Raw genomic sequence first — 16,299 nt, forward strand, 5'->3', positions numbered from 1 at the left:
GACCGGACCCGCCGGGCCGGGCCGGGGCGGGCCGGGGAACGGTTCGGGCCCGCGCCGCCGGGGCGGACGCGGGCCCGGATGCGACCGACCGGGGATCAGCCCTCGTCGGTGGCGGTGGTCTTGCTCGCGGCGCTCTTGCTCGCCGCGGTCTTCTTGGCCGCCGTCTTGGTGGCGGCCTTCTTCGCGGTGGTGGTCTTCTTCGCCGCCGTCTTGGCCGCCGTGGTGGTCTTCTTGGCGGCGGTCTTGGTCGCGGTCTTCTTGGCCGCCGCCTTCTTCGCCGGGGCCTTCTTCGCCGTCTTCTTCACCGGCCCGCGCGCCCGCTTCTCGGCGAGCAGCTCGTAGCCGCGCTCGGGCGTGATGGTCTCGACCGCGTCGTCCTTGCGGAGCGTGGCGTTAGTCTCGCCGTCGGTCACGTACGGCCCGAACCGGCCGTCCTTGACCACCACCGGACGCTCGCTGACCGGGTCGGTGCCCAGCTCCTTGAGCGGCGGCGCGGCGGCGGCCCGGCCGCGCTGCTTGGGCTGGGCGTAGATCGCCAGCGCCTCCTCCAGCGTGACCGTGAACAGCTGGTCCTCGCCGGTGAGCGAGCGGGAGTCGGTGCCGCGCTTCAGGTACGGGCCGTAGCGGCCGTTCTGCGCGGTGATCTCCACGCCCTCCGGGTCGACGCCGACCACGCGCGGCAGCGAGAGCAGCTTCAGCGCGTCGTCCAGGGTGACGGTGTCCAGCGCCATCGTCTTGAACAGCGAGGCGGTGCGCGGCTTGACGGCGTTCTTGCCGGTCTTGGGCGTGCCCTCGGGCAGGATCTCGGTGACGTACGGGCCGTAGCGGCCGTCCTTGGCCACCAGCATGTTGCCGCTGACCGGGTCCTGGCCCAGCTCGTAGTCGCCGCTGGGACGGGCCAGCAGCTCCTCGGCCAGCTCGACGGTCAGCTCGTCCGGCGGCAGCTCGTCCGGGATGTCGGCGCGCTGGCCGGGCTCGCCCTCGACCTCGGAGGCACGCTCCACGTACGGGCCGTAGCGGCCGACCCGCAGGGTGATGTCGTCGCTGACCCGGAACGAGCTGATCTCCCGGGCGTCGATCGCGCCGAGGTCGGTGACCAGTTCCTTCAGGCCGCCCAGGTGGTCGCCGTCACCGTTGCCGGCCTCGGCGGCGCCGCCCGCGGCCGCGCCCTCGCCGCCCTCGCCGAAGTAGAAGCGCTTCAGCCACGGCACGGACTGCGCCTCGCCGGCCGCGATCCGGTCGAGGTCGTCCTCCATCTTCGCGGTGAAGTCGTAGTCGACCAGCCGGCCGAAGTGCTTCTCCAGCAGGTTGACCACGGCGAAGGAGAGGAACGACGGCACCAGGGCCGTCCCCTTCTTGAAGACGTACCGGCGGCCGATGATGGTGTCGATGATCGAGGCGTAGGTGGAGGGGCGGCCGATCTCCCGGTCCTCCAGCTCCTTGACCAGCGAGGCCTCGGTGTACCGGGCCGGCGGCTTGGTGGCGTGGCCCTCGGGGGTGAGCTGCTCGGCGGCCAGCGGGTCGCCCTCGGAGACCTGCGGCAGCCGGCGCTCGCGGTCGTCCAGCTCGGCGTTCGGGTCGTCGGCGCCCTCCACGTAGGCCTTGAGGAAGCCGTGGAAGGTGATGATCTTGCCGGAGGCGGAGAACTCGACGTCCCGGCCGTCGGCGGCCCGGCCGCCCACCTTGACGGTGACCGACTGGCCGACCGCGTCCTTCATCTGGGAGGCGACGGTGCGCATCCAGATCAGCTCGTAGAGCTTGAAGTCGTCGCCGCTCAGACCGGTCTCGGCGGGGGTGCGGAAGCGGTCGCCGGACGGGCGGACCGCCTCGTGCGCCTCCTGCGCGTTCTTCACCTTCGAGGCGTAGGTGCGCGGCGCGTCCGGCAGGTAGTCGGCGCCGTACAGCTGGGTGACCTGCGCGCGGGCGGCGGCGACGGCGGTCTCCGACAGCGTGGTGGAGTCGGTGCGCATATAGGTGATGAAGCCGTTCTCGTACAGCTTCTGGGCCACCTGCATGGTCCGCTTGGCGCCGAAGCCCAGCTTGCGGCTGGCCTCCTGCTGGAGCGTGGTGGTGCGGAAGGGCGCGTACGGCGAGCGGCGGTAGGGCTTGGACTCGACGCCGCGCACCGAGAACGCGGTCTGCTCCAGGGCGGCGGCCAGCGCGCGGGCGGCCTGCTCGTCCAGGTGCAGGGTGTTGGCGCTGCCCGCCTTGAGCCGGCCGTCCTGGCCGAAGTCGCGGCCGCTGGCGATCCGCTTGCCGTCGACGGCGATCAGCCGGGCGCCGAAGCTCTCCGGGTTGGCCGCGTCGGCCGGGGTGCGGCCGGTGCCGAAGGTGCCGACCAGGTCCCAGTACGAGGCGGAGCGGAACGCCATCCGCTCGCGCTCGCGCTCGACCACCAGCCGGGTCGCGACCGACTGCACGCGGCCGGCCGACAGCTTCGGCATGACCTTCTTCCAGAGCACCGGCGAGACCTCGAAGCCGTACAGGCGGTCGAGGATGCGACGGGTCTCCTGGGCGTCGACCAGGCGCTGGTTCAGCTCGCGCGGGTTGGCCACCGCCTCCTGGATGGCGGCCTTGGTGATCTCGTGGAACACCATGCGGTGCACCGGCACCTTGGGCTTGAGCACCTGCTGGAGGTGCCACGCGATGGCCTCGCCCTCGCGGTCCTCATCGGTGGCGAGGAAGAGCTCGTCGGACTCCGCGAGCAGCGACTTCAACTTGCTGACCTGGGACTTCTTGTCCGCGTTGACCACGTAGATCGGCGCGAAGTCGTGGTCCACGTCCACACCGAGACGGCGCACCTCGCCGGTGTACTTGTCCGGGACCTCGGCGGCCGTGCTGGGGAGGTCGCGAATGTGCCCGACGCTGGCCTCGACGATGTAGCCGGGGCCCAGGTAGCCCTTGATCGTCTTCGCCTTGGCCGGCGACTCGACAATGACGAGTCGCTGTCCGTGCGCGGTCTCGCTGCTCGGGGACACCTTCGCTCTTCTCTCCCGGTCGTTACGTGAGCTGGTCGGCGCTGGCAGCACGGGCTGCGCTCCGCCCGACCCCTCCACCGTCCCGGGGCTGCCGCTGTACGACGACCCCACCAGCGGAGTGTGACCGTACCCCGGCCACCCTTGTCAAACGGACGGATCCCGCAATTTCACCGGCAAGGCCGACCGACGCCACTCGAACGGTAACCCGAGCGCAACGGATCGCGCCCTGCGGAGGGGGGCTTCGGCGGGTTTCGAAGGATGGAATGACGGATTTCAAAATCTGTCAACGGAATATCCGCCCCCGGATCCCGCCGGCGCGGGTCCCCGGTGCCGGCTCCCCGGTGCCGGGGAGGGGCCTGCCCTGGGGACGAGGGCCGGGGTCCGGGGCCGGTTACGCGGCGACGAGCAGCAGGAGCGCCGCGGCGGCCAGGCAGCCCAGGCCGAGCGCCGTCCACAGCAGGTCGGCGACGACGGTCCGCGGACCGCTCTCCTCCGGCGCGAGCACCGCGAGGCCGGGGCGGCGGGGGTCGTAGGCGATCCGGACGGAGGTGCCCGGGACGAGCCGGGGCGGGCGCCGCAGCGGGGTGTGGCCGCGCGGGCGGGTGAGCACCAGCTCGCACGCCTCGACGGCCAGGGTGCCGCTGCTGTGCGCCGTGTGCGCCCCCACCCCCTGCGCCCCGACGGTCGAGGGCTCGGTGGCGAAGGAGAGCAGCGGCGCGCTGTCGAGCTCGCCGTGCGCGTCGGCCTCGGCGACCACGGTCGCGACGGCCGGCCGGCCTCGGCGGCGCACTCGGTGGCGCAGGCGCACTTCGGCGGCGCACCAGAGCAGGAGTGCGCCTCCGAAGAGGGCGAGTATCGCGCCCCCCACCGTCGCCGTCGTCGTTTCCACCCCAGCCGCCCCCAGCCCTGTCCACAGCCTGTGGACAGAGCCTCACAGTCCGGGGCCAACGAGGGGAAGATGTCAGGCGAACGACCGACGAACCGGGGGGAGCCGGAACGTGAACCGGCGGTCCGGAGGCCTGCTGCCTCCGGACCGCCGACTCACAGGGCGCCTGCTCCCAGGGCGCCGGCTCTCGGGCCACCGGCTCTCAGGCCACCGGCCGGATGAACCCCTGCTCGGTCAGCAGCCGCAGCGACTCCGGCACGCGGTCCCGCAGGACCACCCGGTCCTCGCCGAGCAGCTGGGCGATCGCGTCGACGATCTCGCCCGCCGAGAGCGTCCCGTCGCAGACCCCGACGAAGCCGGCGCCCACCGTGTCCACCTTGGTGGCCCGGCGCATCCCCCGGTTGTGACGCAGGATCACGTGCTCCGGATCCTCCGCCCCCGGCGCGCCCACCTGCTCCTGGACGACCTCGTCGGCCAGCACGTACCGCGCCGCCAGCAGGCCCGCGTCGTCGTGGGTGCGCAGGAAGTCCTGCCGGTCGAACCACTCCTCGATGTGCGGGCCGAGCGGCTGCTCCACCGGGTGCGGCCACTCCTCCACCCGGACGGTCGGCCGCTCGGCGCCGCTCGCCCGCAGGGTGATCCAGCCGAAGCCGATGCCCTCGACCCGGCCGGCCTCGAAGGCGTCCAGCCACTCGCCGTAGCGGGCCCGGTAGTCGCCGCCGGGGCCGCGGTGGTCGCCGCCGTCGCGCAGCCAGAGCTCCGCGTACTGGGCCACGTCCTGCACCTCGCGCTGGACGATCCAGGCGTCCAGCCCGGTTCCGGCCACCCAGCCGGCCAACCGGTCGTGCCAGTCCTCGCCCCTGACGTGCTGCCAGTTGGCCAGCAGCTGGCAGTAGCCGCCGGGCTCCAGGTGGGCGGCGGCCGAGCGGACCAGGCTGCGGCAGAGGTCGTCCCCGGCCATCCCGCCGTCCCGGTAGGTGAAGCGGCCGGCGGGCGAGATCACGAACGGGGGGTTGGAGACGATCAGGTCGAACCGCCGCTCCCCCACCGGCTCGAAGAGGCTGCCGACGGCGGTCTCGGTGTTGGCGAAGCCGGACAGCGCCAGGGTCAGCTCGGTGAAGCGCAGCGCCCGCGCGTTGAGGTCGGTGGCGGTCACCCGCTGGGCGTGCCGGGCGGCGTGCAGCGCCTGCACGCCGGATCCGGAGCCGAGGTCCAGCACCGAACCGACCGGCCGGCGCACCGTGATGTTGGCCAGCGTGGTGGACGCGCCGCCGACCCCGAGCACCAGGTCCTTGCGCGCCACGCCGTGCGCGGTCTCGCCGGAGCCGATCCCGCCCGCGCCGCCGACCGCGCAGCCCAGGTCGGAGACCACCCAGGCGTCCGAACCCGGCAGCCCGGCGACCTCGTTGGCGTACGGGCGGATGTCCACGGTGGCGCGCACCAGCTCGCCGTCCGGGCGCAGCCAGCCGTCGGCCAGGCAGTCCTCCACCGGCAGCGCGGCGGCGGCCGCCTTGTACGGGACGGGCTGCTGCAGCAGGAAGAGCCGCACCAGCGTCTCCAGCGGGCTGCCGCCGCGGGTCGCGCGCAGCGCGGGCACCGCCTCGCTGCGGGCCAGCGCCGCGTACCCGGTGGGCCCGAGCAGGTCCAGGCAGCCGTCGGCGGTGTACGAGGCGGCGAGCAGCGCCTCGCGCAGCTTGGCGAGGCGGGTCGGGTCGAGAACGGGGCTACTGATCACCCCGCCATTGTCCCCCGCTCGGCACCCCGCGCCCGACCTTCCCGGCCTTCCCGGCCTCCGCTCCGCGACGCCGACGACCCCCTCGGCCGTCGGGCCGAGGGGGTACGGGTGCGGCGACGCGGGAGGCGCGGGAGGCGCGGGAGGCGCGGCGCCCAGGGGGCTGCGGGTGCGGTCGGTCAGCTCGCCGAGGGAGCGGGGGTCGGGGCGCCCGTCGCCGGGCTCGCGCCCTCGCCGGCGCCCGCCGTGGCGGTGTCCGTGGGCGCGCCGGTGGCCGCGTCCGTCGGCGCGGCCGCCGGGGTGTCGGTCGAGCCTGCCGTCGGCGCGGCGGCGGCCGAACCCGGCTTGCACCCCTCCTGCTTGGCCATCGCCGCGCCCAGCTCGCCGCGCTGCAGCTTGCCCTGCGCCTGCGTGGAGAGCGCGGACAGCTGCCGGATCTGGTCGCCCACACTGCGCAGCCCGTCGGCGAACTTCGACTGGTCGTCGTTGGCGAGCGCGTCCAGCTTCTTCTGGATGTCGAGGTAGCCGTCGGCCGCCTTGTTGAGCTCGGCGACGGTGTCCTTCTGCAGGGTCGCGCCGTCGTCCACCTTGGGGGCGCCGGCCCCGTCGATGGCCGCGGCGATGTCCTGGTTGGTCTTGGCCAGCCGGCCGATGTCCGCCGAGAGGCGCTTCTGGAGGTCGGCCGGGGCCTCGCCGGTCTTCACCTGCGCGGTGTCCGCCAGCGCGGTCTGCGCTTGGGCGATCGGGTCCTTGGCAGCGCCGCACACGTTCGCCGCCCAGGACTCCAGCTGCTTGCTGTTGTCGTCGCCGCAGCCGACGGCGCCGAACGCGAGCAGCGCCCCGAGCACGGGTACGGCCAGCAGTCGCTTGTTCACCGGGAGAAGCCCTTTCGGTTTCGGTCGTCGAACTGCGAACCTACACGGCCGCCGTTCGACCCCCGGTTCCCGCCCGGACCGCTCCCGTTCCGCCCCCGGCACGCCGAGCCGCGCCCGGCCGCTCCCGGCGTGCCGGGGCACGCCGGACGGAACGGGTGTGCAGGACGGACGGAACGGGTGTGCAGGACGGACGGAGCGGGCGCCGCGCGTCAGAGCGCGAGCGCGTCCACCGAGGCGGGCCAGCTCATCCGGATCAGCCCTCCGCCGGCACCGGCGGTGACCTCCAGGTCCTCGACCAGGCCGGTGAGCACCGCGAGCCCGAGGGCGTCCTCGTCCGGCTCGGCGCCGTCCGCCGTGCCGGCGGTCGGGACGGTGTCGAGGCCGGCCTCGTCCTCGACCTCGATGAGGAAACGCTTCTTCTGGTCGATCAACGCGACGCGCACCGCGCCCTTGACGTCTCCGCGCTGGTGCAGGCCGACCGCGCGGGAGCACGCCTCGCCCACGGCGAGCCGCACCTCGTCGAGCACCGACTCGTCGACCCCGGCCCTTCTGGCGACTGCCGCGGCTACCAGCCGGGCCGTCCGCACGTGCTCGGGAAGCGCACTGAATCGAAGTTCGACGGTTGCCATCTCTTCCCCCTCGGGGTGCTCCGACCGGGGCCGGGCTCACGGCCCCTGCGGGCCGGTGTCGACCGGCCCTGGGGCGGCCGGACGGGCCGGGGCGCGCGGCCCCGGCTCCCCGGACGCATAGGGATCGGGCGGGCCGGCCACCAAGGGCCGACCCGGCCGGGTCAGTCGGTCCTGCTGATCAATCGGTACCGCTGATCAGTCGGTCTCGCTGATCAGTCGGTCGCCTGGACCGCGTCGTCCACCGAGTTGTGGATCGGGAAGACCTTGGTCAGACCGGTGATCCGGAAGATCTTCAGGATGCGCTCCTGGTTGCACACCAGGCGCAGCGAGCCCTCGTGGGCACGCACCCGCTTCAGACCGCCCACCAGCACGCCGAGGCCGGTGGAGTCCAGGAAGTCCACGCCCTCCATGTCGACGACGAGGTGGTAGCTGCCGTCGTTGACGAGCTCGACCAGCTGCTCGCGCAGCTTGGGGGCGGTGTACACATCGATCTCGCCGCCAACCTCGACGACCGTGCGATCGCCGACTGTACGGGTCGACAGGGACAGGTCCACGGAACCTCCAGCACCTTGCCTTGCTACGTCATTGCGATCCTCGGCCGGACGGCCGCCACCGCATGGTCGCGAGCTCCGGGCACACCCAGCCAGTGCGTGGCAAGCCTCAGCGCTGCGACCCCCGGCCGTACGGCCGTCACCGCCACATTCAACCACCTGCGACCATGCCCGCACGATGGCTTAGGACGATTCTCCGTCACGCCGGTGACACACTGGGTCCTCATGCCGCCGCGTCACAGCCTGCCCGAGGCACTGCTCACGACCCTGTCCACCACCCGAGGGCGGTCGGACCGGCTCACCCATACGGAGCACCTTCCCGCCCGGCCCGCCCGTTATGCGCCGTGGCCCGACTGGATCCGGCCCGAGATCACCGCATCCGCCCAGGCCATGGGTGTCGGGCACCCTTGGGCCCATCAGGCGGAGGCGATGGACCTGGCCAAATCCGGTCAATCTGTGGTGATCGCCACAGGGACCGCCTCGGGCAAGTCCCTCGGCTACCTCGCCCCGGTGCTCTCCGACCTGCTGGACGGCACCGAGGCGCCCAACGGCCGGGGAGCCACCGCGCTCTACCTCGCCCCGACCAAGGCGCTCGCCGCCGACCAGCGCCGCCGGGCCGCGGAACTCGCCCCGCCCCGCGTCCGGGCCGCGCTCTACGACGGCGACACCCCGCCCGAGGAGCGCGAGTGGGTCCGCCAGTACGCCTCCTACGTGCTCACCAATCCGGACATGCTGCACCGTGGTGTCCTGCCCGCGCACGCCCGGTGGTCCTCCTTCCTCAAGGCCCTGCGCTACGTCGTGGTCGACGAGTGCCACGGCTACCGCGGCGTCTTCGGCTCGCACGTGGCCCAGGTGCTGCGCCGGCTGCGGCGGATCTGCGCCCGCTACGGCTCCTCGCCCGTGTTCCTGCTCGCCTCCGCCACCACCGCCGACCCGGCCGTCACCGCCCGCCGCCTCACCGGCCTGCCGGCCGAGGCGGTCACCGAGGACGCCTCCCCGCGCGGCCCGATGGTCTTCGGGCTCTGGGAGCCCCCGCTCACCGAGAACGTCGGCGAGCACGGCGCGCCCGTCCGCCGGACGGCCACCGCCGAGGCCGCCCACCTGCTGACCGACCTGGTCGAACGGGAGACCCGCACGGTCGTCTTCGTCCGCTCCCGGCGCGCCGCCGAACTCGTCGCACTGCAGACCCAGGACCAGCTCCCCCGTCCGCTCGCCGACCGGGTCGCCGCCTACCGCGGCGGCTACCTCGCCGACGAGCGCCGGGCCCTGGAACGCGAACTGCAGTCCGGCCGGCTGCTCGGCCTCGCCTCCACCTCCGCCCTCGAACTCGGCGTCGACATCTCCGGCCTGGACGCCGTCCTGATGGCCGGCTACCCGGGCACCCGGGCCTCGCTCTGGCAGCAGGCCGGCCGGGCCGGACGCGAGGCCCAGGGCGCGCTGGCCGTCCTGATCGCCCGGGACGACCCGCTGGACACCTACCTGGTGCACCACCCGGAGGCGCTGTTCGCCACCCCGGTCGAGGCCACCGTGCTCGACCCGGACAACCCGCACGTCCTCGCCCCGCACCTGTGCGCGGCGGCCGCCGAGCTGCCGCTCACCGACCCGGACCTGGAGCTGTTCGGCCCCTCGGCCGCGCCGCTGCTGCCGGTGCTGGAGCGGCGCGGACTGCTCCGCCGGCGCGGCGACGCCTGGTACTGGACCCGCCGCGAGCGCGCCGCCGACGCCGTCGACCTGCGGGGCAGCGGCGGCAGCCCGGTGCAGATCGTCGAGGCGCCGACCGGCCGGCTGCTCGGCACCGTGGACGCCTCCGCCGCCCACACCACCGTGCACACCGGGGCCGTCCACCTCCACCGGGGCCGCTCCTACCTCGTCCGGGACTTCGACCTGGAGAGCTCGGTCGCCCTGGTCGACCCCGCCGACCCGCCCTACACGACCGCCGCCAGGGACATCACCTCCGTCTCCGTGCTCTCCACCGACACCACCGTCGAGTGGGGCGAGGGCCGGCTCAGTTTCGGTTCGGTGGAGGTGGTCAACCAGGTGGTCGGCTACCTCCGCAAGCGGATCTCCACCGGGGAGATCATGGGCGAGAGCAAGCTCGACCTGCCGCCCCGGACCCTGCGCACCCGGGCCGTGTGGTGGTCGGTCACCGAGGACCAGCTGCTCGACGCGGACATCCCGCCCGACCAGCTGCCCGGCGCCGCCCACGCCGCCGAGCACGCCTCGATCGGCCTGCTGCCGCTCTTCGCCACCTGCGACCGCTGGGACATCGGCGGCGTCTCGGTGCCGCTGCACCCCGACACCGGGCTGCCCACCGTGTTCGTCTACGACGGCCACCCCGGCGGGGCGGGCTTCGCCGAACGCGGCTTCCAGCGGGCCGTGCAGTGGCTGACCGCCACCAGGGAGGCGATCGCCGCCTGCGAGTGCGAGCGCGGCTGCCCCTCCTGCGTGCAGTCGCCCAAGTGCGGCAACGGCAACGACCCGCTGGACAAGGCGGCCGCCGTCCGGCTGCTGGACGTGCTGCTCGCCGGCGCTCCCGCGGCCGCCGGAGCGCCCGAGCCGGACGCACCAGCCGGACGGTCCGCGCAAGCCGTGCAGGCCGTGCAGCCCGCGCCGACGCTCGCGGCGGACCCGGTGGAGGCGGCCCAGGCGGCAGCCGAGGCGGCCGACGACGCCGAGGCGGCGTCCCGGGCGGCGGAGCAGGAGGCGGGGCGGGAGGCAGGGCCGGAGACCGAGCAGCGGACGGACGGGCCCACCGACGCGGGCTCACCGGACACCTCATGAGCCGCCCCCGGGCTGCCCGGCCTCGCCCAGCGCGGCCCGCGCGTCCTCGTCCGTCGGCGCCACCGGCGCCCTGATCGGTCCGGCCCGGGCCCGCGCCCGGGCCGGACCGACCGGCAGGCGCAGCGGCAGCCGGGCGACCGGCACCTGGGCCACCACCTCGACCGCGTCCTCCGCCCGGTCCACCGCGCAGGCGACCACGGCGGCCTGCTGCGCCGCCGCCACCGCCCCGGCCCGGCCGCAGCCGCCGTCCGCGTCCAGCAGCAGCCGGTCGGCCGCCGCGAGCGCCGCCAGGTCGGCGGCGGACTCCGCCCGGTGCCGGGCGCCGAGCACCGCGCCCACCGAGAGCGCGGCGGTGCACGCCAGGCAGCCGAGCAGCGCCCAGGCCAGCAGCCAGACCGTCGCCGACCCCGTGTCGGCCCGGCGCGGCGGCTGCCGCGCCGGCACCCTCAGCCCGCCCATGCGCCCGCACCTCCCTCCACTGCCGGCGAGCCGTCCTCCCGGGCCGCGACGGCGGTGGCGCTCAGCCGCACCGCGAGCACCTCCGCGAACCGCCCGGGCGCTCCGTACGGCGCCTCCACGGTGACCCGGACGGTGTCCGGCGCCAGCTCGACCAGGACCGCCGCCCCGGCCGGCGCGGCATCCCGCGCCACCCCGGCGGCATCGGCCTCCCCGCGCGCGGCCGCCCTGGCGCCCGCCCGTGCCGCGTCGACACAGCGGAGCTGGGCGGCCGCGGCGAGCACGGCCCAGACCAGCAGCACGCCCAGCAGCACCAGCGCCGGCAGCGCGACGGCGGTCTCGGCGGTGACGAATCCGCCGTCGCCGCGCCGTCGTCGCCGCTGCCCCTGCCGCTGCCCCTGCCGCGACGGCCGGTCAGGCCACATGGAGCGCCCGGTCCAGGGCGCCGGACAGGGCTTCGAACACGGCCGCGCTGGTCGCAACCTTGTACAAAGCGGCCCCCAGGGCGCACGCGCCGAGCGTGCCGACCGCGTACTCCGCGGTGGACATCCCCGCGTCCGAGCCGCCCCTGGCCCGGATCCGTCGCCGGATCGCAGGCCCGATCGCGGGCCGGACCCGTCGCACCGCCCCGAAAGCGGCCCCGACAGCGGCCCCGACAGCGGCCCCGCGCACGGACTTGATCGCCACGTTCATGTTTCCCTCCTTGCATCGATTCGGTTCGGTCCTGCGTCACATCGCGTGCGAGAAACGGCTGGTGAGCCCCATGACCACCGGGGCGACACCGACCAGCACGAAGGCCGGGAGGAAGCACAGCCCGAGCGGCGCCGTCGCGAGCACCCCGGCCCGGCGGACCCGGGCGTGCGCCGTCCGGACGGCCTCCGCCCGCCGGCCGCTCGCGAGCCCGGAGAGCGCCGCCGCCGCCGGGGCACCGCTCAGGCTCGTCCGGACCAGGCACCGGGCCAACGGCGCCAGCGGCGGATGCTCCTCGCCGAGCCGCCGCCAGCAGACCTCCGGCGGTGATCCCAGGGCGAGTTCGGCCGCGGTCGACAGCAGCCGCGGACCCATCGGGGCGTCCACGCTCGCGCCGACCGCCGCCACGGCCGCCGCCGGTGAGGCCGCGGATCCGAGGCAGGCCGCCAACAGCTCGGCGGTGAGCGGCAGCTGCCGCACCAGCCGCTCCCGCTCCAGCACGGCCCACCGCTCCGCCGGGGATCTCGCCCGCGGCATCCACCGGTGCAGCCCTACCGCCAGCAGTCCGCCCGCCAGCAGACCTCCCGGTCCGCCGAGGAAGGCCGCCGCCCCGAGCCCGGCCACCACCACCGTCGCCACCCGCCGGGCCCGTCCCGGGAGGACGGGGCTCGCCCGCGCCGCCGCCGATCGGCCGCTCCGCCACGGCCGGGGCGGCTCCCCGGCGCCCAGAAGCGCAGCGGCCCTTCGCCGCGCCCGCCGTCCGCGCCGAACCGGACCGTCGGCCATCGCGGCCACCGCGGCCACCGCGGCCATCGCGGCCAGCAGCACCGCCGCACCGGCCGTCTCCGCCGGCCAGGTCATCCGCACCCCACCTCCCGGCGGAAGGCCGCACTCGGCCGACCGGACCGGGCGCGGGTCCGGCTGATCCCGCACCGCCACTCCTCCGGCCCCGGCCCGGCCTCCCTCACCGGGGCGGAGCCCAGGGCGCCCTCGGCGGCCGCCCGGACGATGCGGCCGGTCCAGACCAGGCCCACCACCTCCAGGGCCGTGCCCGCCGCCAGGGCGGCCAGCCCGGCGGACGTGTGGAGCAGCACCTCCAACGGTTCGGCCCCGAGGCCCGCCCCCAGCAGCAGTCCGGCGAGCGGCAGGGCTGCCAGGACCGCGATCGTGGTGCGCGGGGCCGCCAGCTCGGCACCGATCTCCTCCGCCAGGGCCCGCTCGACGCGCAGCGCCTCGGCCACCCCTTCCAACCCGGCCGCCAGGCCCGACCCGCCGGCGGAGGCGACCTCCCAGCAGGCGGCGACCGCCGCCGCGCCGCTCCCGCCCGGCAGTTCGGCGAGCAGCCGGAACGCGGCGGGCACGTCCGCCCCGTACCGGCCGGCGGCGAGCCGGGCGACCGGCTCCGCGCCCAGCCGAAGCAGCGCCACCGGATCGGCGGCGATCCGGGTGGTCACCAGGTGCAGCGCCTGCTCGGGCGTCGCCCCGCCGCGCAACTCGCCCGCCAGTCCGGCGCAGAGCTCCACCACGCCGGCCGCCCGGTGCCGCGCCTCGGCCGCCGTCGCGCGCCGCTGCCGCCATCGCCGCGCCGGCAGGGCGGCCAAGGCGGCCGCCAGCACCGGGACGGGCGATGCCGTCGCCCAGCCGGCCGCCAACCCGCCCGGCAGGAGCAGCAGTTCGGGAGCGCCCCGAACGGTGCGCCAGAGTCCGTCCGACCACCGCGCGACCACGGCCGCCGCACCGCCGCCGTCACCGCCGTCCCCACTGCCACCACCGTCGGCAGCGGCGTCACCGTCACCCGCCAGGACCACCCCGGTCCGGCGCACACCCGCCAACTGCCGCTGCAGCCCGCACCACCCCGCCACCGCGGCCCCGCACAGCACCAGCGCCCACCACGGCGCCACCTCGTCAACCACCATGAGCACCACCTCCCTCGCCGTCACCGCCATCGCCGCCACCGCCCCGTTCCCTTCGCGCCCTCGGTCCGCTGCCCGGCCCGAGGAGCAGCAGGGCGCCCGCCGCGCAGCCGCCCATCAGCAGCGCGAACGCCGCCTCCGCCCACCCGGCCGTCACGGCGACCCCTCCTCGACGGCGGCTCCCCGGGCGGCGAGCAGGCCGGTCAGCCGCTCCCAGCCACGGCCCGGGACCGTGGCGCCGTCCGCCGTGAACGTCACCGCCGGGGTGGTGACGGCGAGTCCGTGCCGGTCACCGCCCAGGGTGTGGATCTCGGCGACGCGGCGGCGCCCGGTGCCCGGGTCCCGCACCAGGTGCACCACCAGGTCGAGGGCGGCCCGGAGTTGGCTGTGCAGGGCCGGGCGGTCCAGTCCGGCCAGCGAGCCGAGCGCCTCCAGCCGGACCGGCACGTCCGCCGCCGTGTTCGCGTGGACCGTCCCGGTGCCGCCCTCGTGGCCGGTGTTGAGGGCGGCGAGCAGGTCCGCGACCTCGGGCCCGCGCACCTCCCCGATCACCAGCCGGTCGGGCCGCATCCGCAGCGCCTGGCGGACCAGGTCCCGCAGGGTGAGTTCGCCCAGCCCCTCCTGATTGGGCGGGCGACCCTGCAGCCGCACCACGTGCGGGTGGTCGGGGCGCAGTTCCGCGGAGTCCTCGGCGACGACGATCCGCTCCTCCGGACCCGCCAGGCCGAGCAACGCCGCGAGCAGCGTGGTCTTCCCCGTGCCGGTGCCCCCGCTGACCAGCAGCGAGAGCCTGGCCCGCACGACGGCGGCCAGCAGCTCGCCGCCGCACGGCGGGAGCGCCCCGCCGGCCACCAGCTCGTCGAGGCTGAACGGCCTGGGTCGGCACACCCGCAGCGAGATGTGGGTGCAGCCGGCGGCGATCGGCGGCAGGACGGCGTGCAGCCGCGTGCCGTCCGGCAGCCGGGCGTCCACCCAGGGCCGCGCGTCGTCGAGCCGCCGCCCGGCCGCCGTGGCGAGGCGGTGGGCCAGCCGGCGCACCGCCTCCGGACCGGCGAAGCGAATCCCGGTGGCCCGGCGCAGACCGCCGCCCCGGTCGAACCAGATCTCGTCCGGTCCGTTGACCAGGACGTCCGTGACGTCGGGCGCCGCCAGCAGCCGGTCCAGCGGGCCCGCACCCACCAGTTCGGCGCAGAGCGAGCGCACGGTGTCGAGGACGTCGTCGCCGCCGAGCGGCGGCCGGGCGGCGCGCAGCGCGGTCGCCACCGAGCCGGCGGTCGGCGGCGCCCCGGACTCGGCCAGCCGCAGCCGCACGGCGTCGACCAGCGCTGCTGCGCGCTCCTCCCGTGCCGTCCGGCCGTAAGGGTTCGGTTCGGGCCGGGGAGCGGCCGCCGGGAGGCTCACGGCGCCGGGGACGCTCCGCAGCGCCCGCCGCTCGCGCGGCCCCGGACCGCCGCGGTCGACGACCGGGCCGCAGCCGGCCTTGCGCAGACGCACCATCAGGAGACACCTCCCTCGACCGCCGGCACCGGCGGCAGCACCTCGTCCAGGAACGCCCCGCAGAAGCGGGCGAGCGGCCCGCCCTCCCGGATGCCGGGCGGCACGCCCTGTTCGAGGTCGACGGCCAGGCCGGGCTCCGGCTCCAGCACCCCGGCGAGCTGCGTCCGCAGCCCCCGGGCGACCCGGTGCGCGGGGAGGGCGAGGGGACCCGGCGTGCGCACCACCACCCGCACGTCGTCGAGCCGCATCCGGACCGACGCCGCCACCCGGTCGGCGGCCGCCACCGCCCGCAGTTCGGCCGGCACCACCAACAGCGCCGTGTCGGACTGCTCCAGCGCCTGCCCGGCCGCCGGATCCAGCCGCCGGGGCACGTCGACCACCACGAGACCGCCCCGGCGGCGGGCGGCGGCCAGGACGCTGCGCATCGCCTCGGGCGGCACCGCGAGGGTGTCGCCGCGGTCCCAGGACAGGCAGGACAGGGTGCCGAGCCGCTTGAGCGCGGGCAGCGCCCGGGCGAGTTCGGCGCCGCTCACCCGGCCCCGGGATCCGGCGAGGTCCGGCCAGCGCAGGCCGGCGGCCGTCTCGCCGCCGAGCAGGATGTCCAGCCCGCCGCCGAGCGGGTCGCCGTCGACCAGCACGGTGCGCAGGCCCCGGCGTGCGGCGGTGACCGCGAGCGCGCAGGCCAGGGTGGAGGCGCCCGCGCCGCCCCGCCCGCCGAGCACGGCGACGGTACGCGCGGGGGCGCCGACCCCCTCGGCCGCGTCGGCCACCCGGTCGAGCAGCCAGGCCTCGGCGTCCGGCAGGAACAGCACGTGCTCCGCGCCGAGTTGGACGGCCCTGACCCAGACGCCCGCGTCGTCGAGGTCCAGCCCGAGCAGCAGCACCCCGGGTCTGCGGGGCAGCCCGGCGCACTGCCCGGACCGGTCGTCGCCGACCAGGACCAGCGACGCGCCCTCCCAGAGCTCGCGCGGCGGCGGAGCGCCCCGGATCAGCCGCGGCTCGGTGCCGGCCGCCGCGCAGATCCGCAGCAGCTCCTCGGCCAGGCCGTCGTCCCCGGTGAGGACGAGCGGCCCGGCGGGCTCCGGCCCGCCGGTGGTGGCGTGGTCGGTGATGGGCTTCGTCATGGCGGCTCCCCTGTCGTCCTGGTGTCCGTCGCTCCGGCGGTCCGGCACTCCGGCGGTCCGGCAGCCGGTGGCCGGGCCCGCGGCACGGGCCCGGCAAGCGCTGCCGGACATCACGGTGGACGGTGATCCGGATTACGACCGCCGGGTTCCGAATCCCTGTGGACAACTCGTGGGCTGTGGACGAAAA

The 16,299-nt window shown here is 75.9% G+C and carries 14 protein-coding genes; 1 reads left to right on the forward strand and 13 read right to left on the reverse strand.

Annotated features, from left to right (window positions below; translation table 11 throughout):
- Window positions 1-95 precede the first annotated feature (95 nt).
- From topA to bldG, 6 genes are all read right to left on the reverse strand, one after another.
- Complete coding sequence (topA, locus tag ABTX81_RS04350) at window positions 96-2,978, reverse strand: type I DNA topoisomerase (RefSeq protein ID WP_350541439.1); 2,883 nt, start codon at window positions 2,976-2,978, stop codon at window positions 96-98.
- Window positions 2,979-3,369: 391 nt separating this feature from the next.
- Window positions 3,370-3,867, reverse strand: a complete 498-nt coding sequence (locus ABTX81_RS04355) for a DUF3592 domain-containing protein (protein WP_350541440.1) — start codon at window positions 3,865-3,867, stop codon at window positions 3,370-3,372.
- Window positions 3,868-4,066: 199 nt separating this feature from the next.
- Complete coding sequence (locus ABTX81_RS04360; protein ID WP_350541441.1) at window positions 4,067-5,599, reverse strand: DUF7059 domain-containing protein; 1,533 nt, start codon at window positions 5,597-5,599, stop codon at window positions 4,067-4,069.
- A 176-nt stretch (window positions 5,600-5,775) separates the two neighbouring features.
- Entirely contained in the window at window positions 5,776-6,471 is a 696-nt protein-coding gene (locus ABTX81_RS04365) for a small secreted protein (RefSeq protein WP_350541442.1), read from the reverse strand.
- Between the two features lie 209 nt (window positions 6,472-6,680).
- Window positions 6,681-7,100 carry an ATP-binding protein gene (locus ABTX81_RS04370; RefSeq protein ID WP_350541443.1) on the reverse strand — a complete coding sequence of 140 codons (420 nt, stop codon included), beginning with the start codon at window positions 7,098-7,100 and terminating at the stop codon, window positions 6,681-6,683.
- Window positions 7,101-7,312: 212 nt separating this feature from the next.
- Complete coding sequence (gene bldG, locus ABTX81_RS04375) at window positions 7,313-7,654, reverse strand: anti-sigma factor antagonist BldG (RefSeq protein ID WP_344342978.1); 342 nt, start codon at window positions 7,652-7,654, stop codon at window positions 7,313-7,315.
- Between the two features lie 222 nt (window positions 7,655-7,876).
- Here bldG and ABTX81_RS04380 point away from each other — a divergent pair, with 222 nt between their 5' ends.
- Window positions 7,877-10,432 carry a DEAD/DEAH box helicase gene (locus ABTX81_RS04380; RefSeq protein WP_350541444.1) on the forward strand — a complete coding sequence of 852 codons (2,556 nt, stop codon included), beginning with the start codon at window positions 7,877-7,879 and terminating at the stop codon, window positions 10,430-10,432.
- Here ABTX81_RS04380 and ABTX81_RS04385 read toward each other — a convergent pair.
- The 7 genes from ABTX81_RS04385 to ssd all read right to left on the reverse strand — a co-directional run bounded on the left by ABTX81_RS04385 (window position 10,427) and on the right by ssd (window position 16,112).
- On the reverse strand, window positions 10,427-10,891 hold the full coding sequence (locus ABTX81_RS04385) for an Rv3654c family TadE-like protein (protein ID WP_350541445.1): 465 nt from the start codon (window positions 10,889-10,891) through the stop codon (window positions 10,427-10,429). The genes ABTX81_RS04380 and ABTX81_RS04385 overlap by 6 nt on opposite strands.
- Window positions 10,879-11,313 carry a TadE family type IV pilus minor pilin gene (locus tag ABTX81_RS04390; RefSeq protein ID WP_350541446.1) on the reverse strand — a complete coding sequence of 145 codons (435 nt, stop codon included), beginning with the start codon at window positions 11,311-11,313 and terminating at the stop codon, window positions 10,879-10,881. Before ABTX81_RS04390 ends, ABTX81_RS04385 begins: the two co-directional genes overlap by 13 nt.
- A complete protein-coding gene (locus ABTX81_RS04395; RefSeq protein ID WP_350541447.1) occupies window positions 11,303-11,581 on the reverse strand; it encodes a DUF4244 domain-containing protein in 279 nt (92 codons plus the stop codon). Before ABTX81_RS04395 ends, ABTX81_RS04390 begins: the two co-directional genes overlap by 11 nt.
- Before the next feature lie 36 nt (window positions 11,582-11,617).
- Window positions 11,618-12,439: a type II secretion system F family protein gene (locus ABTX81_RS04400; RefSeq protein ID WP_350541448.1), complete on the reverse strand. Its 822-nt coding sequence runs from the start codon at window positions 12,437-12,439 to the stop codon at window positions 11,618-11,620.
- A complete protein-coding gene (locus ABTX81_RS04405; RefSeq protein ID WP_350541449.1) occupies window positions 12,436-13,494 on the reverse strand; it encodes a type II secretion system F family protein in 1,059 nt (352 codons plus the stop codon). The genes ABTX81_RS04400 and ABTX81_RS04405 overlap by 4 nt, the downstream gene beginning before the upstream one ends.
- Before the next feature lie 150 nt (window positions 13,495-13,644).
- Window positions 13,645-14,988: a TadA family conjugal transfer-associated ATPase gene (locus tag ABTX81_RS04410; RefSeq protein WP_350541450.1), complete on the reverse strand. Its 1,344-nt coding sequence runs from the start codon at window positions 14,986-14,988 to the stop codon at window positions 13,645-13,647.
- Complete coding sequence (gene ssd / locus ABTX81_RS04415) at window positions 14,988-16,112, reverse strand: septum site-determining protein Ssd (protein WP_350541451.1); 1,125 nt, start codon at window positions 16,110-16,112, stop codon at window positions 14,988-14,990. Before ssd ends, ABTX81_RS04410 begins: the two co-directional genes overlap by 1 nt.
- Window positions 16,113-16,299 lie beyond the last annotated feature (187 nt).

Source organism: Kitasatospora sp. NPDC097605, from assembly GCF_040302725.1.
In the GTDB taxonomy this organism is placed as follows: domain Bacteria; phylum Actinomycetota; class Actinomycetes; order Streptomycetales; family Streptomycetaceae; genus Kitasatospora.

Excerpts from the sequence above, each read along its gene's own strand:
- ABTX81_RS04370 (WP_350541443.1), bottom strand. The coding sequence starts at position 7,100 with ATGGCAACCGTCGAACTTCGATTCAGTGCGCTTCCCGAGCACGTGCGG.
- ABTX81_RS04405 (WP_350541449.1), bottom strand. The coding sequence starts at position 13,494 with ATGGTGGTTGACGAGGTGGCGCCGTGGTGGGCGCTGGTGCTGTGCGGG.
- ABTX81_RS04380 (WP_350541444.1), top strand. The coding sequence starts at position 7,877 with ATGCCGCCGCGTCACAGCCTGCCCGAGGCACTGCTCACGACCCTGTCC.
- ABTX81_RS04395 (WP_350541447.1), bottom strand. The coding sequence starts at position 11,581 with ATGAACGTGGCGATCAAGTCCGTGCGCGGGGCCGCTGTCGGGGCCGCT.
- ssd (WP_350541451.1), bottom strand. The coding sequence starts at position 16,112 with ATGACGAAGCCCATCACCGACCACGCCACCACCGGCGGGCCGGAGCCC.
- ABTX81_RS04390 (WP_350541446.1), bottom strand. The coding sequence starts at position 11,313 with ATGTGGCCTGACCGGCCGTCGCGGCAGGGGCAGCGGCAGGGGCAGCGG.
- ABTX81_RS04400 (WP_350541448.1), bottom strand. The coding sequence starts at position 12,439 with ATGACCTGGCCGGCGGAGACGGCCGGTGCGGCGGTGCTGCTGGCCGCG.
- ABTX81_RS04385 (WP_350541445.1), bottom strand. The coding sequence starts at position 10,891 with ATGGGCGGGCTGAGGGTGCCGGCGCGGCAGCCGCCGCGCCGGGCCGAC.
- ABTX81_RS04410 (WP_350541450.1), bottom strand. The coding sequence starts at position 14,988 with ATGGTGCGTCTGCGCAAGGCCGGCTGCGGCCCGGTCGTCGACCGCGGC.